The following is a 24,555-nucleotide window of genomic DNA, read 5'->3' as shown; positions in this document are numbered from 1 at the left end:
AATACGTTTTTACTTAAAAAAAACTTGATTGAGAAACCTAGCAAGCAATTCGTAGAAAATCCCTCCCGACTAAATCATCCTGATTCTAGGAATAAGAAAAAATTAATACATAATGCTTAAAAACGACAATAATCTATACAATAGATATAAACTCCCAAAGTTGCAGATTAAATTATTGATAACTCAGCTAGCTTCCGCACAAGCTAATATACAAAGAGCATCGTTTTAGCATTAGCAAAACAGGCCATAGCACAAAATAGCTACAGTAACAATGATAAAAGATACAAGAGGATGAAATCACCTAAACGAAAATTTCATCCTCTTGTTAGATTTTAATCCAGAAGCGAAACTATCAATTAATTAAAGTAACGCTGCGACGATTACCTGCCGCTATATCTTTCTTGGTTGCTCCCTTGTTAACTGGACGCTCCTTTCCGTAAGAAATAGTCTTTATATGGCTAGCATCAGTACCCAGAGAAACAAGATATTTCTTAACTGCAGCAGCTCGATGCTCTCCGAGAGCCATATTATAATCGCGAGTACCAACTGTATCGCAATGCCCCTCTACAGTAATCATAGTATTTGGATGCTTGCGCAACCAGGAAGCTTGACTTTCAAGGATCGCGCGAGCCTTGTCGTCAAGAGAGAAACTGTCAAATGCAAAAAAAACGCGATCACTAACATTAGCAACAAAATCTTCCGAACTACCGGAAACTAATCCAGTGGGATTTGAAGTGGATGCAGGCATAGCAGCATCCTTCTTAGGTCCACTCGATTCTAGATCTGAGGTCTCAGTTGGTGCAGTTTCGCAAGCAGCAAGCAGCGATACTGCAGCAAATATACTGAGAAACTTTATGCGCATGATCAATATTATGCTCCTTTGAAGGATTCTATGGTAGCTTGCTTCAAAGTAAATAACTTAATAGTTTAGTATCTTTAAAGTCTAAGCTGACCCCAAAAAAAACCGCAAATTGCTTAGCCAAATTTCACAGACTACTTTCATCTAGGCAATCATTAGGATTATTCTTTAAAATATTTCCCTAAGGCTTAACAAAACAAAAGACTCCGAGCTAGGTTCTAAAAAACGCATAACATTATTCAATTCAAGTTATTTTTAGATCTGGCTAAACCAACACTATACAACCTTGAGGCGACACCTGGGCCATTTGGAGTGAACATTCTTCGCACTAAACAAAAATCGATAAGTGAAATTTCAGGCCATATAACCCATAGTTTCCACAAGAAGGTTATGATTAAGTCACTATTCAGTAAACTTGTCAATACACATAGCGTAATAATACAGAAAAATTTAAACCTAATTAATTTACATAAAAAATAATTCAGATTAGCTTGAACTAACCAAAACAAAAAATCCTGCAATAAACTTTGCTAAAATTAGCTTTTTGAAAAACTTACTATAAAAGCTCAAAAGCAAAAGTCTATACTATAAATTAATTAGGTGTCTTTCTACAAAGAATTAATAAAACTTAATATATAGCATTAATAATCGTGATTATTGACAATGACTATTCTTTATTTATTATACTTGAGAAAGTATCTGATTAATACAAGAATAAAGAAGACTATACTTATTATATTATGCGTATATCGCCGTAAACGATTCTATGTAATAATTGATGATATATACAATAAATTCTGTTTTTAGCTACTAAAAATAGATCTCAATAATAGAATAAAAATATTAAACTAAAACTAATCTTATGTAAAATATTATAACAAGATAATAAATAATGCTAAGTGTTATTTATAAATTTTATTTAAATTAGTATTAGAAACTAATACCATCTTATCTTAATTTAGATTACTCTATCGCATAGATCTTCTAATAGATACTAATACAAAAAAAGATTTTTGCTATAAAAATAAACAAATACCAGTCATTAAGCGGTATTTGTCAGAACGACAGATAAAAACATTGTGTTTTAATGCAAAGGAAATAAAACTTCAAGATGATTAAACTACAAATAAGCCACATAACCAATGACATTCTCGTCACAATGGACTTCTCTATACATATAAACAATTAAAGTAAACGTTAATTAATCAAAAACTTTTAATTGTTTAATCCAAAGCTTCAACACGTACTTTATCGAATCGTTCATCAAAATTTCATAAAAGCAAAGATAAAGAATTATTAATTCGAAGATGATAAAGAGCTTTATATGCAAAGCTTAAGCAATAAAAATATATTATAATCATCTCCAGTATTTTTCTAAAGGTTTTACTAAAAATAAAAAACTATTGTACATAAATTTTAAACATTCTAATAAAGTATCCTGTAAAAAATAACTATAAACTCATCATCTACTTTTAAGCACGACGTTATGCATGCCTAATTTGATCAAAAATAATAGTCTTAGTCTAAATCTAAAAAATTTTTAATAAATACGTTTATTGTTAATCACTGATTGTATTATTCAAAACAAATAATGCCCTTAATTATTCGTTACAAAATTTTTTTTTGGTTTAATTATTAACTATGATTATTGTTGTCTTGGTTCAACATATATCAAACTTAAAATTTGTATACATGACTTTAGCGTACTATAATATTAAACAATCAAAGAAGAACATTAGCATTTTGATTGGATTATTTTTTTTAAGCATTTCTCTAGTAAAATATTATCTTAATTGTTTTAATTAGAAAAATATATTGAAGCCAGTCACAATCATTAATTTTTTACCTAAATTTTACTCAAATTAAAAACTTAATAAGGTAGAATGAAATATTATCCTCTATCTCAGTAGAATATAAAGCTGAATTATGGATTGATAACTTAAGTTAAGTATCAATAATTTAATATTATATTCCTCATAAGGCATTTGATATCGATAAAATTTTAATCTGCCAAAACAACCAAGCAAAAAAGATATCATGTTAACAAAACGCATCATGCAATTTGTTAGTATTTTAGAACAAAATCATAACAAAAACATTAATGCAAAATAATTTTCTTAGATTATGCTTAGTACTAAAAGCTAATACTTATAACTAAACAAGAAAATTTGATTTTATATTAAAAGTCAAAAATATGAACAATTCAGACTATTGCTAAACATCTCTCCATAACTCTTTGTTTTCATTATTTTCGCTAACCATATCGCGTATCTTTTGTGGCAAACGCACTGGTCGCCCTCGTTCGTTTACTCCAGCAATAACGAGATCTATCACCACAAGCGGTTTACTTTCTCCATGTCTAACCACTTCTTGCACCGCTTTCAAAACTGCACCACGCGCAAATGTGAAACGAGTAAGTACTTCAAGTGCATCATCTAAAAGTGCTGGAGCACGATAATCAACAGTGCAACGGCGAACCATAAATGCAAAATTCTCTGCTTCCCTCATCACGCGTTGTTCGATGCCATTAGTACGCAAAAACTCCGTGCGTGCCCGTTCTGCGTAATGCAAATAAGTTGCATGATAGACTACTCCACCTGCATCAGTGTCTTCGTAGTATACACGAACAGAAAATCGAAATGATTCAGACATCGTCTCTGCGCCCCCCTCACGCAGATATAGTTGAGCATCTATAATTTTTACGAATTATATATACAATACCATCATTCCAATATAAACTTGATGTAAGCTGATCGCTCTAGGAGAGATAACAATGCCCTCAACAAGAATCGATAGTCTTTTCGATCATATTATTTTCTGCGAGTAGTATAGCCTTCCGTGATCACTAAAAGCAGCACTATAAAAGTTTATGCTGATGTGTTAAAGCGAGCAGAATCAACGTTAACATTTATATATACCAACCCGCTCACCATAACCTCAAACTTAGCCTACTAAAGGCTGTATACGTATCTCATTACTATTCAAAAATCTCAAAGATCTCTTAAGATCCGCTTTGGTTAATTTCGCTTATTCTGCTATTTGCTACTAGCTAAGATGCAATTCGACAATTTACACGAAAGTTCCACATTTTAGCTAATAGCCAAATTAATAGTATTTTAATAGAAAAATTAGTCCTAGAACACTTCACAACAAAATATGAAGGAAATAAACGAAAATCTTTTTTTTGGAAAAAATAATATTGAATATGAATTAATCTAAATTAATGTAACACCGATTGTAGCTAAATATTAAGTAGATTATGTGAAACTATATAAATTTGTGTACTACCTTCCTCTTTGACAATATTTGCCAATAGTCAATTTTCTATAAAATAATATTTTAAGAATATAATTTGCTCGACATTTCCACCAGCTTCTTAGCTTAGAAAGCACCAATTAAAAACTGCTTGAATTGGAGTATTCATATCGTATTTATAATTTAACGTCATGAATTTTTTTATCAAAAATTAGCTAATATTTATCTTTATCATACGATCTTAAATTTTTCCTTAACTCAACAAAAGTTCCAAAAATATAAATCCGTTAATCACTTTCACGATTATTGCTGTATTAGTACCTCTAGCATAGAAAAGTATAAATAGCTCAACTTTTAATTATAATAAAAACTAAATATCTATTATACTAAAACAATTGCATGAATTTATAATGCAAAATAGTCTTAATAAGATTGCTTATTAATATAATAAAATTTCTTCTAAATAATTCAAACTATCTATAGTAATATTAATACATTTTATTGTCGCTAGTCATGATACTGTGGTATTTAAAAAATAACATTACTATCGTCTACTCTACTGCTGCTACCTTAGCATATCTGAAGCTATTATTCAAAATTACGAAATTCACTGCAGAAAGCAGAACATAAAGCAAACGTATCTGTCAGACTTCCATTGCCGTATTGGATAAGACAAGCAGGTCTTTAGCGTTGCATTAATGGAATAAAACAGACATAAATAGCTTTATCTACTGATGTTTTATTGAAATAATTTTAATAATTAGCATTTATAGTATAATGCACGCAGTATAGGTTATAGTCGCTATAATAATCTTCATTATTTTTTTGATAATTCTAATGCTGAAAATAAAGATGCTAGCAGCAACAATAAAAACCTACTTGTATAGTATATTATGTAAACCTTTGTCTAATATATCTGGATATGACAATGTCAACTTACATAGTTTAAGTGCATTGTAAATTAGTACAATGTTTGATTAAACAGTGATTAGCGAAAAGCTTTAATACGATAATTTTAATAATTTCGATTAAACATTTTTTACAAACCTACTAACAAAGAAATGCAAATTACTAACTAAACAATGAAAGTACTTTCTACTATGCGCGAGCTAACTAAATTCTAATACGAAAATCTCACTAAATAGTACAATCTTAGCCAAGATTAACATTGCATCTTCTAAAAATTATCGTAAAACTGCATTTTTCTTTAAATCATCTTTTGTTATAAAAGATAATATTGTATAGTACGTAATAACAAAATAATAGTTTTTTTAAAATCGAATAAAATCTTCAGAAAGAAATTAATTATAGGAACCAAATACACTGAAAGTTTTTTCTTCTCAAAAAGGGAGGATAATACCAGCAAACAGTTTAGCTAATAAAACGAATTTAGAGTAAAACAAATTATAATTAAGTTGCTTGCGAAGGACAACAGCCCGTATTTTAAAATAGTAAAACTTCTTAAATCAACTCCTAGTAGACAAGATCGTGTTTGATACTCCAAGTCTAAAGTTAAGAGATTACATAACTAAATTAGTGTCAAAGTTTGCAGCAAGTTGCTGTACATGATTATTGCTTTTTAAAAGCTTGCACAATTTAATCAGATTAACAGCATGTTCATCATTCACAACCAATGTGTTTAACGGCTTCCAGGCTAAGCCTGCTGACTGTGGTTTACCGAGCATGCCTTTTAAAGCTTCAAGTACGATATTAAATTTCTCAACATCACAAGCAATCTCGTGCGAAACTTTTGAGCTTTCAGCATTTTCCGCACCAGCATTAATAGCTGCTTCTAGCACATCGCTAGCAGTACCGATATTTGCAGGATAGACAATCCGGCCAACTCGATTAAACATAAAAGAAACTGAATTAGTTTCACCTAATTTACCGCCAAATTTACTAAAAGCAGCACGTACTTCCGAAGCAGTACGATTACGATTATCAGTCAATGCATCAATAATTAAAGCAACTCCACCGGGTCCATAACCCTCGTAGCAAACATTCTCCCAATTTACATTTTCGCCACCATAAAAACCATTTTTAATGGCGCGCTCAATATTATCCTTAGGCATATTTTCTTTACGAGCTGACATGATCGCGCTGCGAAGAGCTGGATTTGAATATGGATCGTCACCACCAGCTTTAATTGCAACCTGAATATCGCATGCAAGGCGAGCGAAAATCTTGCCGCGCTTTTTGTCTTGAGCTCCCTTGCGATACATAATGTTTTTAAACTGAGAATGACCAGCCATTTTAGATTCTCCAGTTGCCTCTCTGTCTACAACAATTAGGCGATTATTATCAAATAGTAAGAAGATAGTAGGCAAGATTTTACAATCATGTTACTCATTATTATAATATGTACAACACATCTATCGCTTCTTCTGTAATTGTTAAAATTATTTTTTAACATTAACAGTAAAATACAATAAACGTTATGCTCTCACTGGCATTATCTCCGTAAGCAAACCGCCAACACGCAACGGCTCAATTCTAATCGCCAAGCCAGTACGATCATTAGTAACAACAAAAATACCACAAATAGTAGCTTCACCTTCGGCAGCCTCCAATCGTGGAGTAGGAAGTTTTGTAACAAAACGTTTAATTGGATATTCTTTTTTCATCCCTATCACGCTATCATAATCGCCGCACATACCGACATCGCTCTGGTAGCCTGTTCCGTTGGCCAACACCATTAAATCAGCTGTTGGTACATGTGTGTGAGTACCAACTACTAAAGAAACTCGTCCGTCGAATGCATGTCCAAGAGCCATTTTTTCACTTGTCGCTTCACCATGTACATCAATCAAAATAAAATCTACTTCTCCTCCTAGAGAAATGCTATCAATCGCCTTTTCCACAGCAATAAATGGATCATCAAGGGGATCCATAAAAAGCCTGCACATAACATTAATCACCAAAACCCTGTGCCCATTGCAGCTTTCTATAATAACTGCTCCTTTGCCAGGAGTTCCGGGAGGAAAGTTAATTGGGCGCACTAATCGATCATCGTCTGCAATAAAATTAATAATCTCACGCTGATCCCATACGTGATTGCCTGTGGTAATAACGTCAACTCCAGCATCATAAAGCTCAGTGCAAATTTTGCGAGTAATTCCAAATCCATGCGCAGAATTTTCACCATTGACTACAACGAAATCAATTTCGAGAAATTTTATTAAATTAGGCAAATGATGAATTACCGCTTCGCGCCCGGCTCTTCCAACAATATCACCTAAAAACAATACACGCACTATCTTACTCCAAAATTTTAATAAAACCGTTCTCGGTTAAAAAACCGTTAAGCATAACGTCATGAGCACCTACAGGAACACAGTTAACCTCTTGGCCTGCATATCCTACCCCAATAGCCCGGATAGCATGGCGTTCATGCAGGCTCACCAGTGTGCGATCATAATAGCCTCCGCCATAACCAAGACGATTCCCAGATCGATCAAAGGCCACTAGAGGTACCAACAGCAAAGTAGGATAAACTACCTCCGCATCAGGCCTTGGCTCAAAAGTACCATATAAACCTTTAACCAGTTGATCGCCTGGTGACCAAGCACGGAAGATCAATGCATGTTTATCCTCAAGTATAACAGGCAAAGCGGTACGGCAGCCGTAAGACAATAGTGCACTTAGGCACGGGAGCACATTAATCTCCTTGCGCATTGGCCAATATCCAGATACCACCATTCCTGAGCATAGAGAGAGTGCTCCAAAAAGATTGATAGCTAGCCTATGATCAGCGCCAACTGCTTGATCTGACAACCTCTTCAGTTGACGGAAAATTCGCTTACGCATATTGATTTTATCAATAATCAAATCGTTTTGATTAACGAATGTATGGGTTGTGATCACTACAAGCACCTAAAAATAATTATTGTGTATGTAAATAGCTAAATTTAAATTCAGTCAATATTATTGCAGAATATGGCTTACGCATGATTGTTTATTATTCAAAAGAATATTTTTCTTTGTTTGATTTTATGGCATACACTAATAAAAATTAATATTTCAATTAATCTCAAATTAAGCTACGCATTCTGCGTAATCTGAGGATAAAAAAAATTTGCTGACTTTCTGCTTCGTAATATTTCCACTTTAAAAAAAATTTATTAAGTTAGCGATATTTAACTTTAAAATATCTAATAGTAGCATAGGTTTATAATTATCACTTCTTTATTAATGAATAATGTGAAAATTTTAAAGAAAACAACTTGTGATTTATCGCTTAATTATTTTTTAGATAAAAACACGAGAATATACATAATATCAAAATCGAGCAGTAAAAAACGAACCTTACTAACCTTCTTAAACAGTATTTCGGAATCATTGAGTTTTAGTGAAAGTAAAAAAATCTTGCGCTAAAATTAACCGCCTCCGACAATGCAACAATTTAATATTTGTAATTTGGCAACAAAGATCAGGCAAGTTATATATTCGACAAGCATGAATACCGCTGACATGTAACATTTACTATCCTAAAATAAGTGACATTATGACATTCATAGTTAATCAGATACAATATGATGTTTTAAAAAAAAATTACGCTAAAGGAGAACATTAACGCACTACAAGATGCACTGATTAATATTTAATATCAAATTATTACTGTAATAATTAACAGCATAACCAAAAGCAAGATATTGATTTTAATAATTATTTTTTTTAAGAAAAAATACTAAATTATCCATACCAAGACTAAGCGCAAATAATTTTATTATACAATAACCAATCACTAACGCTAAACATAGACATGTATTTTGAGCAATGGAAAATATATATTTTAAAAATCAACTTAATCACATTTTAAAATAAAAGCAAAAAATATAACCAAGGACACAATTATCAATTTATTAAGCTACTAATCCTCAATAATCTAAATTTGAAAGCTAGCAGCTAATTATAATTTTTATCTCATAAACGTTCTCCATAATACTTGATACTGAGCAAATACGTATAGCAATCAAACATCCATTATCATCATTAACAACCAAAACTACCACTAATTAGTGGTAGTAAAATTCGACAATCGGCTAAACATTTTCTAATCGATAGAAATAAGAGTTTATGATTAATCCTAATACTAAATTATTAGATGTTGAATATTAAAACGTTATAAAAGTCAATCAACTTAGGAACATTGTTACTATACAAAAATAAGTGAATCAATAAAGAAAAAGGTGATAAAGCTAATGCCTATTATTGCGACCTCATCAAGTTAAGCACATGCAAACCAATATGGAAATACTGCAATCTACCTTAAAAAAAACTTTTAGCTGTATGAGTCATAAAACAATAAATTAAAAATCTCTTATGGGCTAAACCAACTACAAACACTTTAAACGAAAGCCAAACGCTTTTAAATGTTAACTAGTAATTTATTATGTCTTAATATGGCACTAGTTAATAAAGATTAACAAAACTAAAGCAACAGTCAGTAAAAATAATTAATTATTATTGTATGCTATAATTTATATAGTAGTAAATTTTGTAGATGACACTTATAATTTAATCGTTGGTTACACTTAATTACAAATATTAATTATTACATAATAAGAGATTAACCGCCTCGTAACAAATTAAATCGATAATTCGGATATCAAAAAATTAATTTAACCTAGAGGTGATCGGTGTCATACGTAAAAGTGTCATTTGATTACGATGACGCCGTAAAACCAAGAAGTGAAAACCATGAAAAGAAAATTCCTGGCCAACTTCTGGAATTTTCCGAGATTCATATAAAACGATCCCAGCAACAGTGGATGCTTCTCCGTACGGCAGGTCCCAGTCAAGCTCTCTATTCAAATCACGAATCGTCATCGATCCTTGTACAAGATATGAACCATCAGGTTGTGGACAAACACCACGAACATCCGTATCTTTTTCATCAAGAATATCGCCAACAATTTCCTCCAAAATATCCTCTAGAGTAACTACACCCATAAAGCTACCATACTTATCTACTACCACAGCAAAATGCTCACGTCTTGCGCGAAATGCTTGAAGCTGATCAAGAAGGGTAGTGCTATTTAGGATAATCCAAGGATTAGCAGCAATTGTCATCACGTCGAAGTCTTCTGCTATCATATCTTTGGTATTACAGCTTGCCCGCCTTAGTAATTCATTTACATGTAGCACACCTACAATACTATTCTGATCTGCGCGATACAAGGGCAATCGAGTAAAAGAACTTTTTAGCACTTGAGCAAACAGTTTATCGATAGGAGATTCTGCATCAATCATACATACCGCACTGCGGTGAGTCATAATTTCTTCAACCTCAACATCAGCTAGATCGAGAACGCTTCGCAACATAGCTCGCTCGTGATCAAACTCTTCGCCTCCATCATTATGCATCTCGATTAATCCGCGTAGTTCCTCCTCTCGCTCGTCATGAGCTAATCTACTAGAAAATGATGAAATCCCGAATAACTTTAGCACACCTTCTACAATTACTCTAGTTGCCCAGGTAAAGGGAGTAAGAACGAAAACTAATGAGCTTACTAAAGGTCCAACAAAAAGCGCCATCTTATCTGGATTATTTATGGCGTAGGTCTTTGGCAACATTTCGGAAAAAATAACTGCAAAAACCGTCATAGCAACAGTAGAGATGACAACGCCGCTTTCTCCGACAAGGGCTACCATAGTACTAGTTGCTAGTGCAGATGCCAAAATATTAGTTATGCTATTTCCAATTAGTATAGCACCAATGAGCCTATCGCTCTTGTCCTTAAGATCAATTACTATTGCAGCTCGGCTGCTGCCTTTGCGAGCGAGCTGACTTAGCCTTGCCTTGCTCGCAGTAGTAAGAGCTGTTTCTGATCCAGAAAAAAATCCGGACAACAATATTAAAAAAGCTATTGCAAAGATAGTGATAGGAATGTCTATCTCTTCATCAATGATTGAACATAAATTCATTGGATAAGTCTTGGAGCGCATTAAAGCATTATTCAAGATACTAGATTACGCTATATTTCCAATATACTGATTAATCGGTCAACCTTTACTACACAACTTAAGCAGTATAAATTGCTAGAGTATTCTTTTGCTTCCTCCTCTAAACAATTACTTTAACTTATAATATCAGCAATAGCATATGAGCAATTTGATCTTAATATATGTGGTTAAGATTATTCTGTTATCCAACGTACGAATAAACTCAATTTGAGCTGCTTAATACGATTACTAATCTGTGGTATTAATAAAAAAACAAGATATCTGAGCAAAATAATTATTTTGTAATCATCTCAATGCTGCTATAAAGGCAAATAATCGTAATTGTCATGGTTTTTAAATGCTTTCAGCTAATGTATGCTGATTGTAAGTAAAAAAAAATACATTATATCTCGGACATCGACAGCTAATTCATTACCTTCTGTTGAAATTTTTAATGAGCTTTTAATGAGTAATCTAAAATCTATTTTACTAACAAACTAGATCATAGGGTATATATCTTTAATCTAAAACAAACAAATCCTACCGAATATAATTATTATATAGTTAACAAACAAGCATTTATTACTCTCGATGTAAAACAATGGATCGCTCCTTATCAAATCGCATTATCAATAACAAGCTTCTTTTAGCTAGCCTCCTGAGGAGTAACATCAATATTAAAATTCTAAATCTAACAGGCTAATAAAATACTTACATTCCTGTGATAAACAACCTATCGATTGTACATTTAAAAAATCTATCAGCTCTTATTGCATAGAGCATACGTTGCTAAAAATTTGCTTAATAATAATGCAAGTTAATAATAACTGCCTGTTTTAAGAAGGCGATATTTGATACATAGCATAAAATTTTCAGCATATCTGCCTTAGGAATTTAGCTAATTTTATTGAAATGCACTACTTAATGAGAGGCATCTTTTTTTGCTATGCTAGACTTAAATTCTAAATCAAGCATAGCAATGGATGATTTCGTTTGAAGAAACATAGATCTGTTTAAGATAATTTCACTATATAGCATAGTATTGCTTATACAACAATTTGGTATTTAGATATGCGTTTTGCTACATTTTTGCTATTTTTGATAATTTTAAGCATTTTCGTTGGCACTATCTTCTTGCTGAAGTGGGAAATACCTCTAACAACAGCCCCAGTTAGGAAGATTATACCAGACAATCAATTCCCACGCTAGCCTATTTACAGCATGAAATAATCTTATAGTGCGATTCAGGCGGCAAAATTTTACTTAATAACCTTATCAAAGGCGCTTGCATAAACGAGCTACAACTTAAAAATCCCTATCACAACAATCTATCATCTCTACCGAATAAAGGCTGCTGAATTAATTAACTGCTGCAGTAAACTGATATCATTCAAAGCATGCAAAAAAAAATAAATACCACAATTACCCCAAAAACAGCCGTATAATCCTGCAATGTAGAATATTTTTCTTTTAATTTTTAGAGTAAAAATTTAATTATATAGTAAGATATTCTTTTCACAAGCTTCTTTATGAAATTTACTACTCTAGGAGATTTAGTACATAATCATTCATTTTAATTGAAATGTTTATAAACAAGGAAAATTTAAGACGAACAACATAATACTTTAAATATCTATCATTCATCTAATTAATTTAATAATTACATTCTTTGTAATAAGCATACAATAATCTTTTTAAAGTGCGTAAATAGTACGCAAAAAACCTATTTTCATTTATTTTTTTTGACAAAAATCAAAATTAAAATTTGTTTTTTCTAAATCTATTATACATCACAGATAATCACAGCATCGATATGGTATTTTTATAATCAGCTAATTCTTTAACAAATAGTGTATTACCAATCTAGTTTACGACACAAAAATTCATAATCAAAAGTTATAACATTATGGATATATATCATCTTAATTAATTTTTTAGAAATGATATAGAAATAATTTCTTAATTAGTTAAAATACAAATAACGCTAAAAACCAACAGCTAATCTCTTTTTTGAAAAGCCCAAGGGGAATAATTTTAATTATTTTTTTCACTTATGACACTGATAAACCATAATTTTTAACATTTGTAATACACCTACTAATATTGATTAAAGTAAAATAAAAAACTTTAATACATTACAATAAATTAATATCGTCAAAAGTTATGCTGTCTACACTTATCAAAAAACAATAAAGTAAATCAAACACTATGTAGTGTAATCAACATAATGAATTTACAAGCTAGATTATTTATAATTTTTTACGAAATTGTATTGTACCAAGCGTACCAAGCACGTGAAAATCTTCGTGGGTTAGGTAAAGAAACCCCAAATACTTTTAATTTATTTATCACTTTTGACGCCCCCATCACATCATCAATTCTACGATTAAGAAAAGCCCATGTATCTGCATGATTATCAGAATTGTCGTCCAACCAATAAATTAGAGTTGAACTAAACACGGCTGACAATAGAATACGCCTAGTGTAATAGGTGTAGTCATTAGACATATCACCGCAAATTAACCAAATGCTATCCACGGTATTAAACAAGCTAGCTGTCATTATATGCATATTGCCAGGTACGCACATAAACGATAAAGTACGACGTACCACATCTTTATAAGGCAGTGCTTTTTCCAATCTAAGGCGTACGCTAAGTACAACTTTTTCGCGAATTCTTAATTTTACTAAATCACAATCTCGTGCATCGGATTCCATGCATGCATCGGTTAGTGATAGCCAACACATTACAGCTTCACGCACACCTAAAGGAAAGGCAATATCTACATCAGTAGGAGCATAACCAATGGAGCATGCACCTTTGACTAGACTTTTACGTGTCCATCCATCGGACAAAATGTTTGGCAGAGCTGCTTCTAGTATTTTTGCGCGTAATAAATTCATTACAGTATCAGAAGAGTATGAAAATTTTTTTCTATTCATAGCATATTGACTTATTTGTCATTATTAATCTGAAGTATACAAAATGAACTCGCATAATATATGCAGAAATAATAATTTTCTTATCTAATAAAAACAGCAGACTTTTTGTTCACGCACAAGTATCATCTATCAAAAATCCGCAATAAGTATATACTCTTACGATAAGAGCGGGGATAGCGCAAGAAATATTAATGCCAATGTAAATTTACAAATACGTTTATATGCCTAGTTTGCTATAAAAAATATCTGATTTCATCAAATTGAAATCAGTCTTAAGATCATTTGGTAATATCAAATTTTTAAAAAAAATTAACCACAATAAAAGCAATAAAGGTGAAGACAATTAGGCTAATCTATGCTCATATAAAAATTACTGCTTGTAACATATTTCGATATTATACTGAGTATTATGCGTATTTACTAGACTAATAGTTTCCACTAATATATATAACTAGGAAAAATCATATAAGTTAAAAAATCAGATTAAGTTATTGCTTTGAAAGCATATCCAACTTAGCTTAAAGCAAAGGGTTTATATACCATAAATCTAACTAAATGAATGGAGACGCAAATTTTAAATACCTAATTCCAGACTGATTAAATGCCTAGAAGTATTTTAAATTTATAACTTTAGTAAAAGTTATAAATGACTTATCTAAAGCTAAAACACTGGTATTAATCGTTTAGATTTTGTAATTATTTAGTACGCAGAATTTAATTCTGTTAATTTCTAGTCAGATAAAAGTATCAATCTATAGAGAAATCGGTGTTATATTTAGAACGATTGATTACCTTATACCTGTTATCTATAAAAAGCGTTAATTGCATTATCTTTACAAATCTATAGGATTTCGTTATTGATAATGAGACTATATATAAAAAGCACTGCCTAACTGAATGAATTTGTAATATAATTACCCACATAATGCTTATGTGCTTATAATTATCAGTTAATTAATCTATTGCATGGTATTATTTTTAGTATTTATTTGTTCATAAGCCAAAGGAAAGGTTTGCAAAACCTGTGCAAGTATCCGTTCGTGATAATAATGTCGATCAAGCCTTGCGTGCACTGAAGAAGAAAATGCAGCGCGAAGGTATATTCCGAGATCTAAAACTGCGTCGCAGTTACGAAAAGCCTTCTGAGAAAAAGGCACGTGAGCGAGCAGAGGCAATCCGTCGTTATCGGAAGCGTAAGCGCATGGAACGTGAAAGCTATTAATTGGCCAATATCTGGTAATTAACTATATTTTCTTAAGCAAGTGTTTTTTGATCCTCAGATAAGTTAATTAAATTTTATTGTATTTGTTGTCAAGTTAAGGTAGCTTGATATTATAAGGATAGGTTAGCTGTTATAGAACAGGTCTAAAATTTTTTATTGTATACGCCTTACTTCCGTTATATTTACAAACTCGATCCCAATTGCGAGAGATGATTTCTCTTTTAAAGCAAACCCATTATTAAAGTTATAATAATTGTCATTATTAATTAACTGAGTTTATAATCGTCAAGAATGACAGTAAAATATATGATCTATCTTTTAATATTCATTTTTACATGAAGTCTATGTTGACTATCATTTGTATTATCTAACACAACAAACAAAGAAAAACTTCCGCGTCACTAGAATGATTAATTTATCTTTTGTGCGTATCAATGCTTATTAAGCATAATAGGTTAATCTTACTTGTAAATTTAAATTATTGCAAAAAAAAAAAACGATCGCAGCATATTTGATTAAATAAAGTTTTTTTTGATTTTGTCTCAAACATTTGCAGATGAATTATTAATCTATGAGGGTTAAGTAAACAATTAAAAACACAAAATTTTGTAAATAATACTTTAAGGCAAGTATAATAAATTTACTCGATTAACCAAGAGATAAAATTTTACTCTAATTTACCCAGTACAATCGATTAATACTCTAGATAATTATAATTTTGAGGGCAATAAATTTACGCATTATTACAATGTAAATTTATTAATTTTTTTTGTGAATATTATGGCATAATTTATAATTAGTGCTATCATATCTCTAGCTAATTTACTAGTAACAAGTTTATACTTATAAACTTGTTACTTTATTTAAAAGTAAGAATGATAACAAAGAGCTTTAGTTGAATTTATTTGCGGCAATATTGATCACACTTACCGTTTTCAAAAAAAAAATGATCTATTTATCGCATACGTAAAACATGATAAAATATTTTAAGTTTAATAATTTCTGATTTCGCAATCATCTCAAAAAGATAAAATCGTATATGGCTAATACACCAAAACAATACCGATAACCAATTTAAATTAATTAAAATATGAAAAATTGCTTCGAAGTGAATATTTATCTCACTAATGCAATTGCATATCTTTTTCGTAAAAAGAAATTCAAGTACTTATGCTTACATAATTTATTAGTAAATAAAAAATATTAAACAGCGAATAACTATAACATAATAAATTTAGCTTTTAATCTATTTGCAGATCAAATAGCACTCCATATGAGCTAAATCTCAAAACTTACAAAAGTTGAAGAAAAAGGGGATTTTATAATATATGACCACTTTTGTGTAAGCAATCCAACGGATGGAGGATGAACAACAATTGCAATACAAAATAAGTCTCGAGTTATCTTCACAATGCCTCTTAGTTAATAGACCAAAAATGTGTTTTAGGTATTAATTTAAAAATCCTTAAAAATCATCCACTACAAATCATTATCTTCTTTTGAAGATTATTATTTTCCTCGATTGTACAATTGCTAATACACTGCCGAAAATGAAAGCTACTGTTAGTAAATTAACACAATCAACATTCTTAATTAATTCGCCTATACAGGCTTAGTCTTAAATAAGTCCACAAATGACTTCTCATAAATACACTCCTAATTAAGACAATGCTAAAATCCCTAAATATCTTTCTAGACCTACTCCATTATCTAACAGACTATCTTAGTACTAAATCAATATCAAGCATCTATCTTTAATTAAAGATCCTGCGGAGAAGCACAATAACTTTGATTACTTAGATTGATTATTTTGTTTTGATTCACTCTTTTATAGAGTATCATCAATTCAACATGAAATAGGGATTATTGCTTTTGTATCCTCAAAAGCACCTAAAAAGCAATCCTTGGATAACTAATTTTTTACTTTAGTCGAGTAACAAGGAGAAAAAATTAACTAAGTTAACTTAACAATAAAAACAAATAATAGTCATTACTTTTGGCACAAATTCTATTTTCATTTTAAACCATTTGTACTTCAAAATTCTTAAACCATGACAAGAATAAGTCTTCTAGAACTGTATATCAACAATCAGCCATTCTAATTGTTAGAATAATTTAAGTAAAAATAACAAACGACTACTTACTTTTATTGGTTAATAGAATACTAAGACTATACTATAAAAAACTTTCACTATATCAAAAAAAAACATTGAATTACCATGATACTATAACTCAGGTAAATTTTTAAGTGTGATGATATCTCTACATGTACGATATGATCAGGGGATCAGAAAAGCGCGATAAAATAATTATCTAAATTTATTGCCACTATATATCCTACCAAAGATCGTCTTCTTAAGATCAAATACGATAATTTATTTTGATAAATATAACTCTAATCAAACTAACTAAGAAATAATTTTAGCTTTTATACAAGTAAAGTTAAATTAATAGGCAAATCTATCTCTCTCATAGCAGAAGAAACTGTTATAAAATCTTATAAATAAGCTATAACATAAAATAACACTATGCCATAGCGATAGATGAATTGCGTTTAATACTCCAAGATTAAAGAAAAGCGATATACGACTTATAAGCAACCAAATCAATGATTAAAATCAGCGTATCAAGTTGGACTAAGCTTAAACGACAATCAATCCAACGCTGTGCATATCTATAATTATGTCAAAACATATAATGATGCTAAAAAACTACTTACTAATAAAAGAATTGAATTACATCCAATTATCTCAGATAAACAATTAAAGCAAATTAAAATCATAAGTAATTGATTATAGCAGACAAAGAAAGTTAGCGCAGTATGAACAACTACTTTATGCCAGAGTGCTAAAATAAGTGGTAAAAAATCAAGCGCAATTATGTCTATACAAAGTTAATAGCTGCCCTAGTTAACAGCTAGTATTTTAGTAGCGAGGTAAAAAAATAAATCTCTATGGCTCTAGATTAGAGTATCCATATGCTAAAGCTTTAGTAAAATCATATAATCTGCATAATAGCAGTTTACTAAGATCAAGATAAACTATAAATTATATCGCCCTAAGAAAGCTAACAATAACCAGATCACGATTACACTAAAATTGCAACAAATAATACCAAATGCAGGATACTACAATGATAGCAAGCCTGAATAGTTTTAAAACTAAGTCAATTCTTAACGTATCAGATAAAAGCTACATTTACTATGATATTACCAAGCTTGGTGTGAAGTACCTACCCTATTCTTTAAAGATTTTATTAGAAAATTTGTTGCGGCATGAAGATGGCATCAGCGTTAGTTATGAAGATGTCTTGTCGCTAATAGAACAATCTAAAACCAAAAAATACTCTCCTCATGAAATTGCTTACCGTCCAGCACGCATACTCATGCAAGATTTCACGGGAGTACCAGCTCTAGTAGACCTTGCCGCAATGCGTGACGTCATGAATGAAATTGGTGATAATCCGAGCAAGATCAACCCAGTCTTGCCAGTAGATTTAGTTATTGATCATTCATTGATAGTAGATGAATTTGGTAATTCAGAAGCATTTAGTAATAATACCAAACTAGAATTGAATCGCAATAAGGAGCGCTATAAGTTTTTAAAATGGAGTCAAAAAGCCTTTTCTAATTTTCGTATTGTACCTCCAGGTACTGGTATATGCCATCAAGTAAATCTAGAATATCTAGCACAAACAGTATGGACTAATGACGAAGGAGATAAGACCGCCATTGCCTATCCTGATACTCTTGTAGGTACCGATAGTCACACTACTATGATTAATGCCCTAGGTGTTCTTGGTTGGGGTGTAGGCGGAATTGAAGCCGAGTCTTCGATGCTTGGCCAACCACTAACGATGTTAGTGCCTGAGGTAATTGGTTTCAAACTAACGGGCGAAATGCCGGAAGGTGCAACCGCTACTGATCTTGTTCTAAAGATTACTCAAATGCTACGTGCCAAGGGTGTTGTTGGCAAGTTTGTCGAATTTTACGGCTCTGGTCTAAATGAATTACCATTAGCTGACCGAGCTACTATAGCCAACATGGCGCCAGAATACGGTGCTTTTTGTGGATTTTTTCCGATCGATGTCGAAACCATAAGTTACCTACGCTTCACTGGAAGAGACGAAACCCGTATCGAGCTAGTTGAAGCTTATGCTAAGGCTCAAGGAATGTGGCGCGAAAACGATACAGATTGTCCCAAATTCAATGATACTATAGAGCTCGATATATCAACAATATTACCTTCCATAGCCGGCCCTAAACGTCCGCAAGACCGAGTATTACTAACCGAAGCAGTCAAAAACTTTCAAACAACACTGAAAGCCACACTCGGCAATAACACCAATACTAAACGAGCAATCAAAGTCAAGAATAAAAATTACCAACTGAATGACGGTGATGTCGTCATTGCTGCAATCACAAGCTGCACTAATACTTCAAACCCTAGCGCCCTTATTGCTGCTGGTCTGGTGGCTCAAAAAGCAATTGAAAAAAATTTGATGGTGAAACCTTGGGTAAAGACTTCTTTAGCTCCCGGCTCTCAAGTCGTTACCGACTATTTAAAAGCTGCAGGTCTGCAAAATTCGCTCGATAAGTTAGGTTTTAATCTAGTTGGATACGGCTGCACTACTTGCATAGGGAATTCTGGACCACTTAACGAGTCGATTAAAACGGCAGTAGAAAATGGCGATCTAACAGTTTGCGCAGTGCTATCAGGCAATCGTAACTTCGAAGGACGTATAAATCATCACGTTAAGGCTAGCTACTTAGCCTCACCGCCATTAGTTGTTGCATATGCTCTGGCCGGTTCACTTTTGGTGAACTTAAAACACGATCCTATTGGCGAAGACAAAAATGGCAAACCTGTTTATCTAAGCGATATTTGGCCATCGAATCGCGAAATCGTTTCAATAATTCAATCCCAAATTTCCCCAGAAATGTACCGATTACGCTATAAAAATGTGTTTCAAGGCGATAAAGATTGGCAAAACATCCCTGTATCCAGTGGCCTAACATATGAGTGGAATGCTGATTCAACATATGTAAAAAAACCACCTTATTTTATTGATTTTCAGAAGAAACCTAAATTAATTAAAAATATTAGTGCTGCACATGCGCTAGCAATACTTGGTGATTCAGTTACGACTGATCATATATCACCAGCTGGCTTGATTAGTAAGGATGAACCAAGCGGTAAATTTCTTTTAGAACACCAAATATCCCCGATAAATTTCAACTCCTACGGTTCTCGTCGAGGTAATCACGAAATCATGGTGCGCGGCACATTTGCTAATATTCGTCTACAAAATGAAATGACTACTAACGTATCAGGCGGAATTACTAAAATGATAACTACCGGAGAGCAAATATCAATTTTTGATGCTTCTGTGGAATATAGGAAGTTGAATATTCCTTTAGTAGTTATAGCAGGTAAAGAGTATGGATCTGGCTCATCTCGTGACTGGGCCGCCAAAGGTACCTATATGTTAGGAATAAAAGCAATTATCGCGGAGAGCTTTGAACGAATTCACCGATCTAATCTCATTGGCATGGGGGTGCTACCGCTACAATTTCCAGAAGGCATCGACCGTAAATCGCTTAGCTTGACTGGAAACGAAACCTTTAACATTAACGGAATATCATCCGCTATTTCTCCTCGAATGCGAGTATTGCTTACTATCATCTACACAAACGGATTAACTAAAAAAGTCGAGTTGCTATGCTGTATTGATACTGCGAATGAGATCAAATATTACGTACATGGTGGCATACTGCACTATGTTCTCCGACAGTTGACATAATACGCATAATCTATTTTATCTTTATTAACTGAAATAATTAAATAGAAAAATGTTTCACTTCAGATGAGTTTTGGGTAATGATAGACTGATGTTACAGATAAGAAATGTATTAGGAAGGAAGAGACTTTACAATTTCCTTGCTAATTATAGCTAAAATTAGATTAGTAATAGTTTTATCATCTAATGTAAAAAATTTATGTAACATCAATACTTAATATTACTTCGCTAAAAAAGTATTAAATTATCACAATGATTTAATCTAAATCTGATAAATATCAATTAAATAGATACTAGGCAGTATTTGTATTTATTTTAGTTATATGCTATATCTTATTTTTTCATTAACCTTCTTTAAGATAGATCGTTTTATAGTTCGTACCTAATATTAAAAATAGGTATCTATAGCTAACATGAATAAATCAAATTCTCAGTCATTTAGTCAGCTAATCAATATCATTTCGATATTTGAACAGTCTAGTAAGCTTTATTATGAAACTAAAAGATTTTATACAACAACTAATTCTTAACTGAGTATATTATAACGAATATTACAAACCAAAACATCCTCATCAAGTTATATAATTATATATACAATCAATAGTCTTCTAGAAAACTAAAGTATAGAATACTATTTTCTATATAGTTTAAAATCAAAAGCTGCGCATGAAGGCATATTTAACCGTTGCTAATTTTAATAAATTAATTATAAGTAGTAATACTGTCACACACTTACTTAATATATATCATAAAAATTACTTCTAGTAATAATGTTTTTCATTTAAAAAAAATCTAGCATATAAATTAGTTTTGCGCCTATATCTTATCAAGGATTTTTTAAAATTTAATATTGTTATAATTACTAGTTTATATGAATAGTCAAACTTTTAGCACATAACTTAGATATATAAAGTATTCATATATTCAATTTTATAGTAAATTGATTTATTAAATACATAAGCACATTATTTTATTAATGTACATAAATAAGTATAGTTTATAAAATAATATCTTGTAGCTTGATTGTTAGAATGCAAACTTTAATAATTAACGATGACTAATACTAAATTGTAAAATGCACTGTAATATTGTTTTTATTAACTAAATAAAACTCCAGGATTTAGGAATGAAATAAAAAAGATTTGTGAGGAAATTTCCTACTTAATTTAATGATTTTACTAAAAAAATAATAAAGGATTTTTAGCAATCTATTTAGTCTATAAAAAGTAAAGTGTATCATTTATTATTTATTTAGATAAATCAGTAGATTTATTATTTTTTAATAAAATTAAAGTATATTACAGAATAAAGTAAATACACTTTACTATACACAGCACAAAGATCAAGCTTTTTATAGTACTATTTACATTTATTAGGTCTAATTTTTAGAATTCTAATTTTAATTAGTGATACATTAACGTAAAAATTAAATGTGCCATGGGTGTTTTTTTTATTACAAATACTTACTGCACAGATGAAGTAAGTAGCTACTTTGAGGAGCTACTTACTTCATAAATGTATAGTAAATTTAGAATGATACACGAATGCCAGTTACTAAGTAAGTAGCATCGATCTCGTCACTATGATATTTTTCATAGTTTGCGTGACCAAGAGTAGCTTTCGCGTCAATTCCTGGACCAAGGGCATACTTACCAGATAAATGGAATGTGTTTTGAGCAATGTCCTTGTCAATTACACCGTTCAAATAAGTCAAACTAACACCTAAAGGACCGGTCTCATAAGATAAGCCCAAATTGTAAGCAGAACCATCTGCAAGGGAATCATTAGCTTCTGCCCAGGAAGCGCCAATACCTATACCGCCCATGCCAAGAGTAATGCCTGCATTGTAACTTTCCGCTTTGTTGCGATGATATCCTTGATCTAAAAAAGTACCATATCCAAGGGAAACTCCCATTGAGACACCGGAAAAATCACCTGTGTAATTAGCACCCAACGCGACCATATCACTCCGATCAAAATGACGATTCACTGGCTGATTGTTGTCATGCAAATCATCTGGAGAATAAGAAGCACCAAGTTGGATACCAGCAAAACGTGGAGTATAGTACGTCAATTTTTCGGAATCGTGTGAGGGATTAGGATCAATGTATGTCGAACCCAAAACACTACGCGAATACTGCGGTTTATCAATCTTGCTGTTAGAAAAAGCAGCCCAATCGGCTTGATCACCAGAATTGATACCTATACCAAAATCGCTCGGAGCGAAATGCATATTATGCATCGCTGAATTTACGGATCCTAAGTTAATCTCACCAAAAGATCCTTTCATAAACAGGTAAGATTCATCTATCTGATCGTTTTTATCGGTATTTGCTTCAAGCTGGACGTTTACACCTAAGTCAATACCGTTGTCAAGAGTTGTAGAACCCTCGAAGTGAATTTCAGAATCTGATTTAACGTCAAAGCCGTCAATATCACGACTCAAACCATCTTCAACTGTAGTGTAACCAAGCCATTGCTCCATGTAACCGCCAACGCTAACATGTAGCCTTTCAGCTGCAATAGCGGAAGGTGCAGCGATTAGACCCGCAGCAACGAAAGCTGTTGAACCTAGTACACTCTTCTTCATTCCCCATATCTCCCTAGTTTGAGGTTATTGTTGTATAATGCTTGGTCTATGCTGGAAAAAGCGCAAAAGAATAATCGCTATCCATGACCGATAGCCTTATTGCTACAAGCGATCATTGACAACAGTCAACTTAGCTGTGGTGATTTAAAGTACAAAACAAGCCTAATATGGAAAATATATAACAAATTATCACGTGATAAGCACTAGTTCAAATGTCAATCATAATCCAAATTGCTGCGATGCTTGTCTCGTCGCCCCCATAGATTAAAAACATTGTGTTGAGGAGTAATGCTTATAAAGCTTTGTGCTAGTAAAAATAACCACAAAATTGGATAAAATGTGATGATCTATTTGCGCTTGAAATCCCAGGCTATCTCAGCGTCAATACTGCTGTGTTTTTTTATATTATCATCCTGTACCTCTAATATACCAGTAATCTATCAGTACCCAACTACAGGTCCAGACGGAGTACCAACTTACAAAAAGCAAGATAAAATAACAACACCAGACTGGATTAACTTTTTATCGTTTGGCAAGAATAATAATTCTAGTCAATATTCAAGCGCTATAACTGTCAATGCTTTTTTATGGCGTGCAACACTGGATACTCTATCTTTTTTGCCATTGGATTCGGCCGATCCGTTTGGAGGAGTGATTATCTCAGATTGGTATAATTTGGCGGATAGCCCTGAAGAGCGTTTTAAAGTAACTGTTTACATTCTTGATCAAAAACTTCGTTCTGACGGCATTCGTGCTAATGTTTTTCGACAGATTCGCGTTCCTGCAGGAAATTGGCATGATGTTATAATCGATAATACTCTTGGTAGAGATTTGGAAAACACCATCCTAACACGCGCTCGTCAAATGCGTATTCGACAATTATCTCAATAGATGAGAAATATTTTATAATGTTTTTTATACCATAAAATCTTACGACAGTAG

12 protein-coding genes are annotated in these 24,555 nt (G+C 32.0%); 3 read left to right on the top strand and 9 right to left on the bottom strand.

What is annotated here, in order from left to right; translation table 11 throughout:
* Positions 1-352: 352 nt before the first annotated feature.
* The 8 genes from A1OE_RS01425 to A1OE_RS01395 form a co-directional block, all read right to left on the bottom strand.
* Positions 353-862 (bottom strand): OmpA family protein, encoded by a 510-nt coding sequence (locus A1OE_RS01425; RefSeq protein WP_015088204.1) that lies wholly within the window; start codon positions 860-862, stop codon positions 353-355.
* Positions 863-1,098: 236 nt separating this feature from the next.
* Positions 1,099-1,281 carry a hypothetical protein gene (locus tag A1OE_RS04440; protein ID WP_148276835.1) on the bottom strand — a complete coding sequence of 61 codons (183 nt, stop codon included), beginning with the start codon at positions 1,279-1,281 and terminating at the stop codon, positions 1,099-1,101.
* A gap of 1,792 nt (positions 1,282-3,073) precedes the next feature.
* Positions 3,074-3,511, bottom strand: a complete 438-nt coding sequence (locus tag A1OE_RS01420) for a YbgC/FadM family acyl-CoA thioesterase (protein WP_015088198.1) — start codon at positions 3,509-3,511, stop codon at positions 3,074-3,076.
* Positions 3,512-5,634: 2,123 nt separating this feature from the next.
* On the bottom strand, positions 5,635-6,366 hold the full coding sequence (locus A1OE_RS01415) for a YebC/PmpR family DNA-binding transcriptional regulator (RefSeq protein ID WP_015088192.1): 732 nt from the start codon (positions 6,364-6,366) through the stop codon (positions 5,635-5,637).
* A 183-nt stretch (positions 6,367-6,549) separates the two neighbouring features.
* Positions 6,550-7,368 carry a TIGR00282 family metallophosphoesterase gene (locus A1OE_RS01410; protein WP_044283214.1) on the bottom strand — a complete coding sequence of 273 codons (819 nt, stop codon included), beginning with the start codon at positions 7,366-7,368 and terminating at the stop codon, positions 6,550-6,552.
* A gap of 4 nt (positions 7,369-7,372) precedes the next feature.
* Positions 7,373-7,978, bottom strand: a complete 606-nt coding sequence (locus A1OE_RS01405) for a 5-formyltetrahydrofolate cyclo-ligase (protein WP_148276834.1) — start codon at positions 7,976-7,978, stop codon at positions 7,373-7,375.
* 1,752 nt (positions 7,979-9,730) lie between these two features.
* Positions 9,731-11,077, bottom strand: coding sequence for an HlyC/CorC family transporter (locus A1OE_RS01400; protein WP_237737663.1), 1,347 nt, complete (start codon positions 11,075-11,077; stop codon positions 9,731-9,733).
* Between the two features lie 2,241 nt (positions 11,078-13,318).
* Positions 13,319-14,002 (bottom strand): COQ9 family protein, encoded by a 684-nt coding sequence (locus tag A1OE_RS01395; RefSeq protein ID WP_015088181.1) that lies wholly within the window; start codon positions 14,000-14,002, stop codon positions 13,319-13,321.
* Between the two features lie 1,024 nt (positions 14,003-15,026).
* Between A1OE_RS01395 and rpsU the strand changes: the two genes are divergently transcribed.
* Positions 15,027-15,224 carry a 30S ribosomal protein S21 gene (rpsU, locus tag A1OE_RS01390; protein WP_015088178.1) on the top strand — a complete coding sequence of 66 codons (198 nt, stop codon included), beginning with the start codon at positions 15,027-15,029 and terminating at the stop codon, positions 15,222-15,224.
* Positions 15,225-18,356: 3,132 nt separating this feature from the next.
* A complete protein-coding gene (gene acnA, locus A1OE_RS01385) occupies positions 18,357-21,026 on the top strand; it encodes an aconitate hydratase AcnA (protein WP_015088173.1) in 2,670 nt (889 codons plus the stop codon).
* 1,525 nt (positions 21,027-22,551) lie between these two features.
* Here acnA and A1OE_RS01380 read toward each other — a convergent pair.
* A complete protein-coding gene (locus A1OE_RS01380; protein WP_015088170.1) occupies positions 22,552-23,613 on the bottom strand; it encodes a porin in 1,062 nt (353 codons plus the stop codon).
* A 342-nt stretch (positions 23,614-23,955) separates the two neighbouring features.
* Here A1OE_RS01380 and A1OE_RS01375 point away from each other — a divergent pair, with 342 nt between their 5' ends.
* Positions 23,956-24,504, top strand: a complete 549-nt coding sequence (locus A1OE_RS01375; protein ID WP_015088169.1) for a DUF3576 domain-containing protein — start codon at positions 23,956-23,958, stop codon at positions 24,502-24,504.
* Positions 24,505-24,555: the final 51 nt, after the last annotated feature.

Origin of the sequence: Candidatus Endolissoclinum faulkneri L2, assembly GCF_000319385.1 — a bacterium.
Lineage (GTDB): Bacteria > Pseudomonadota > Alphaproteobacteria > Thalassobaculales > Thalassobaculaceae > Thalassobaculum > Thalassobaculum faulkneri.
This window is presented reverse-complemented; position numbering and strand designations above follow the sequence as displayed.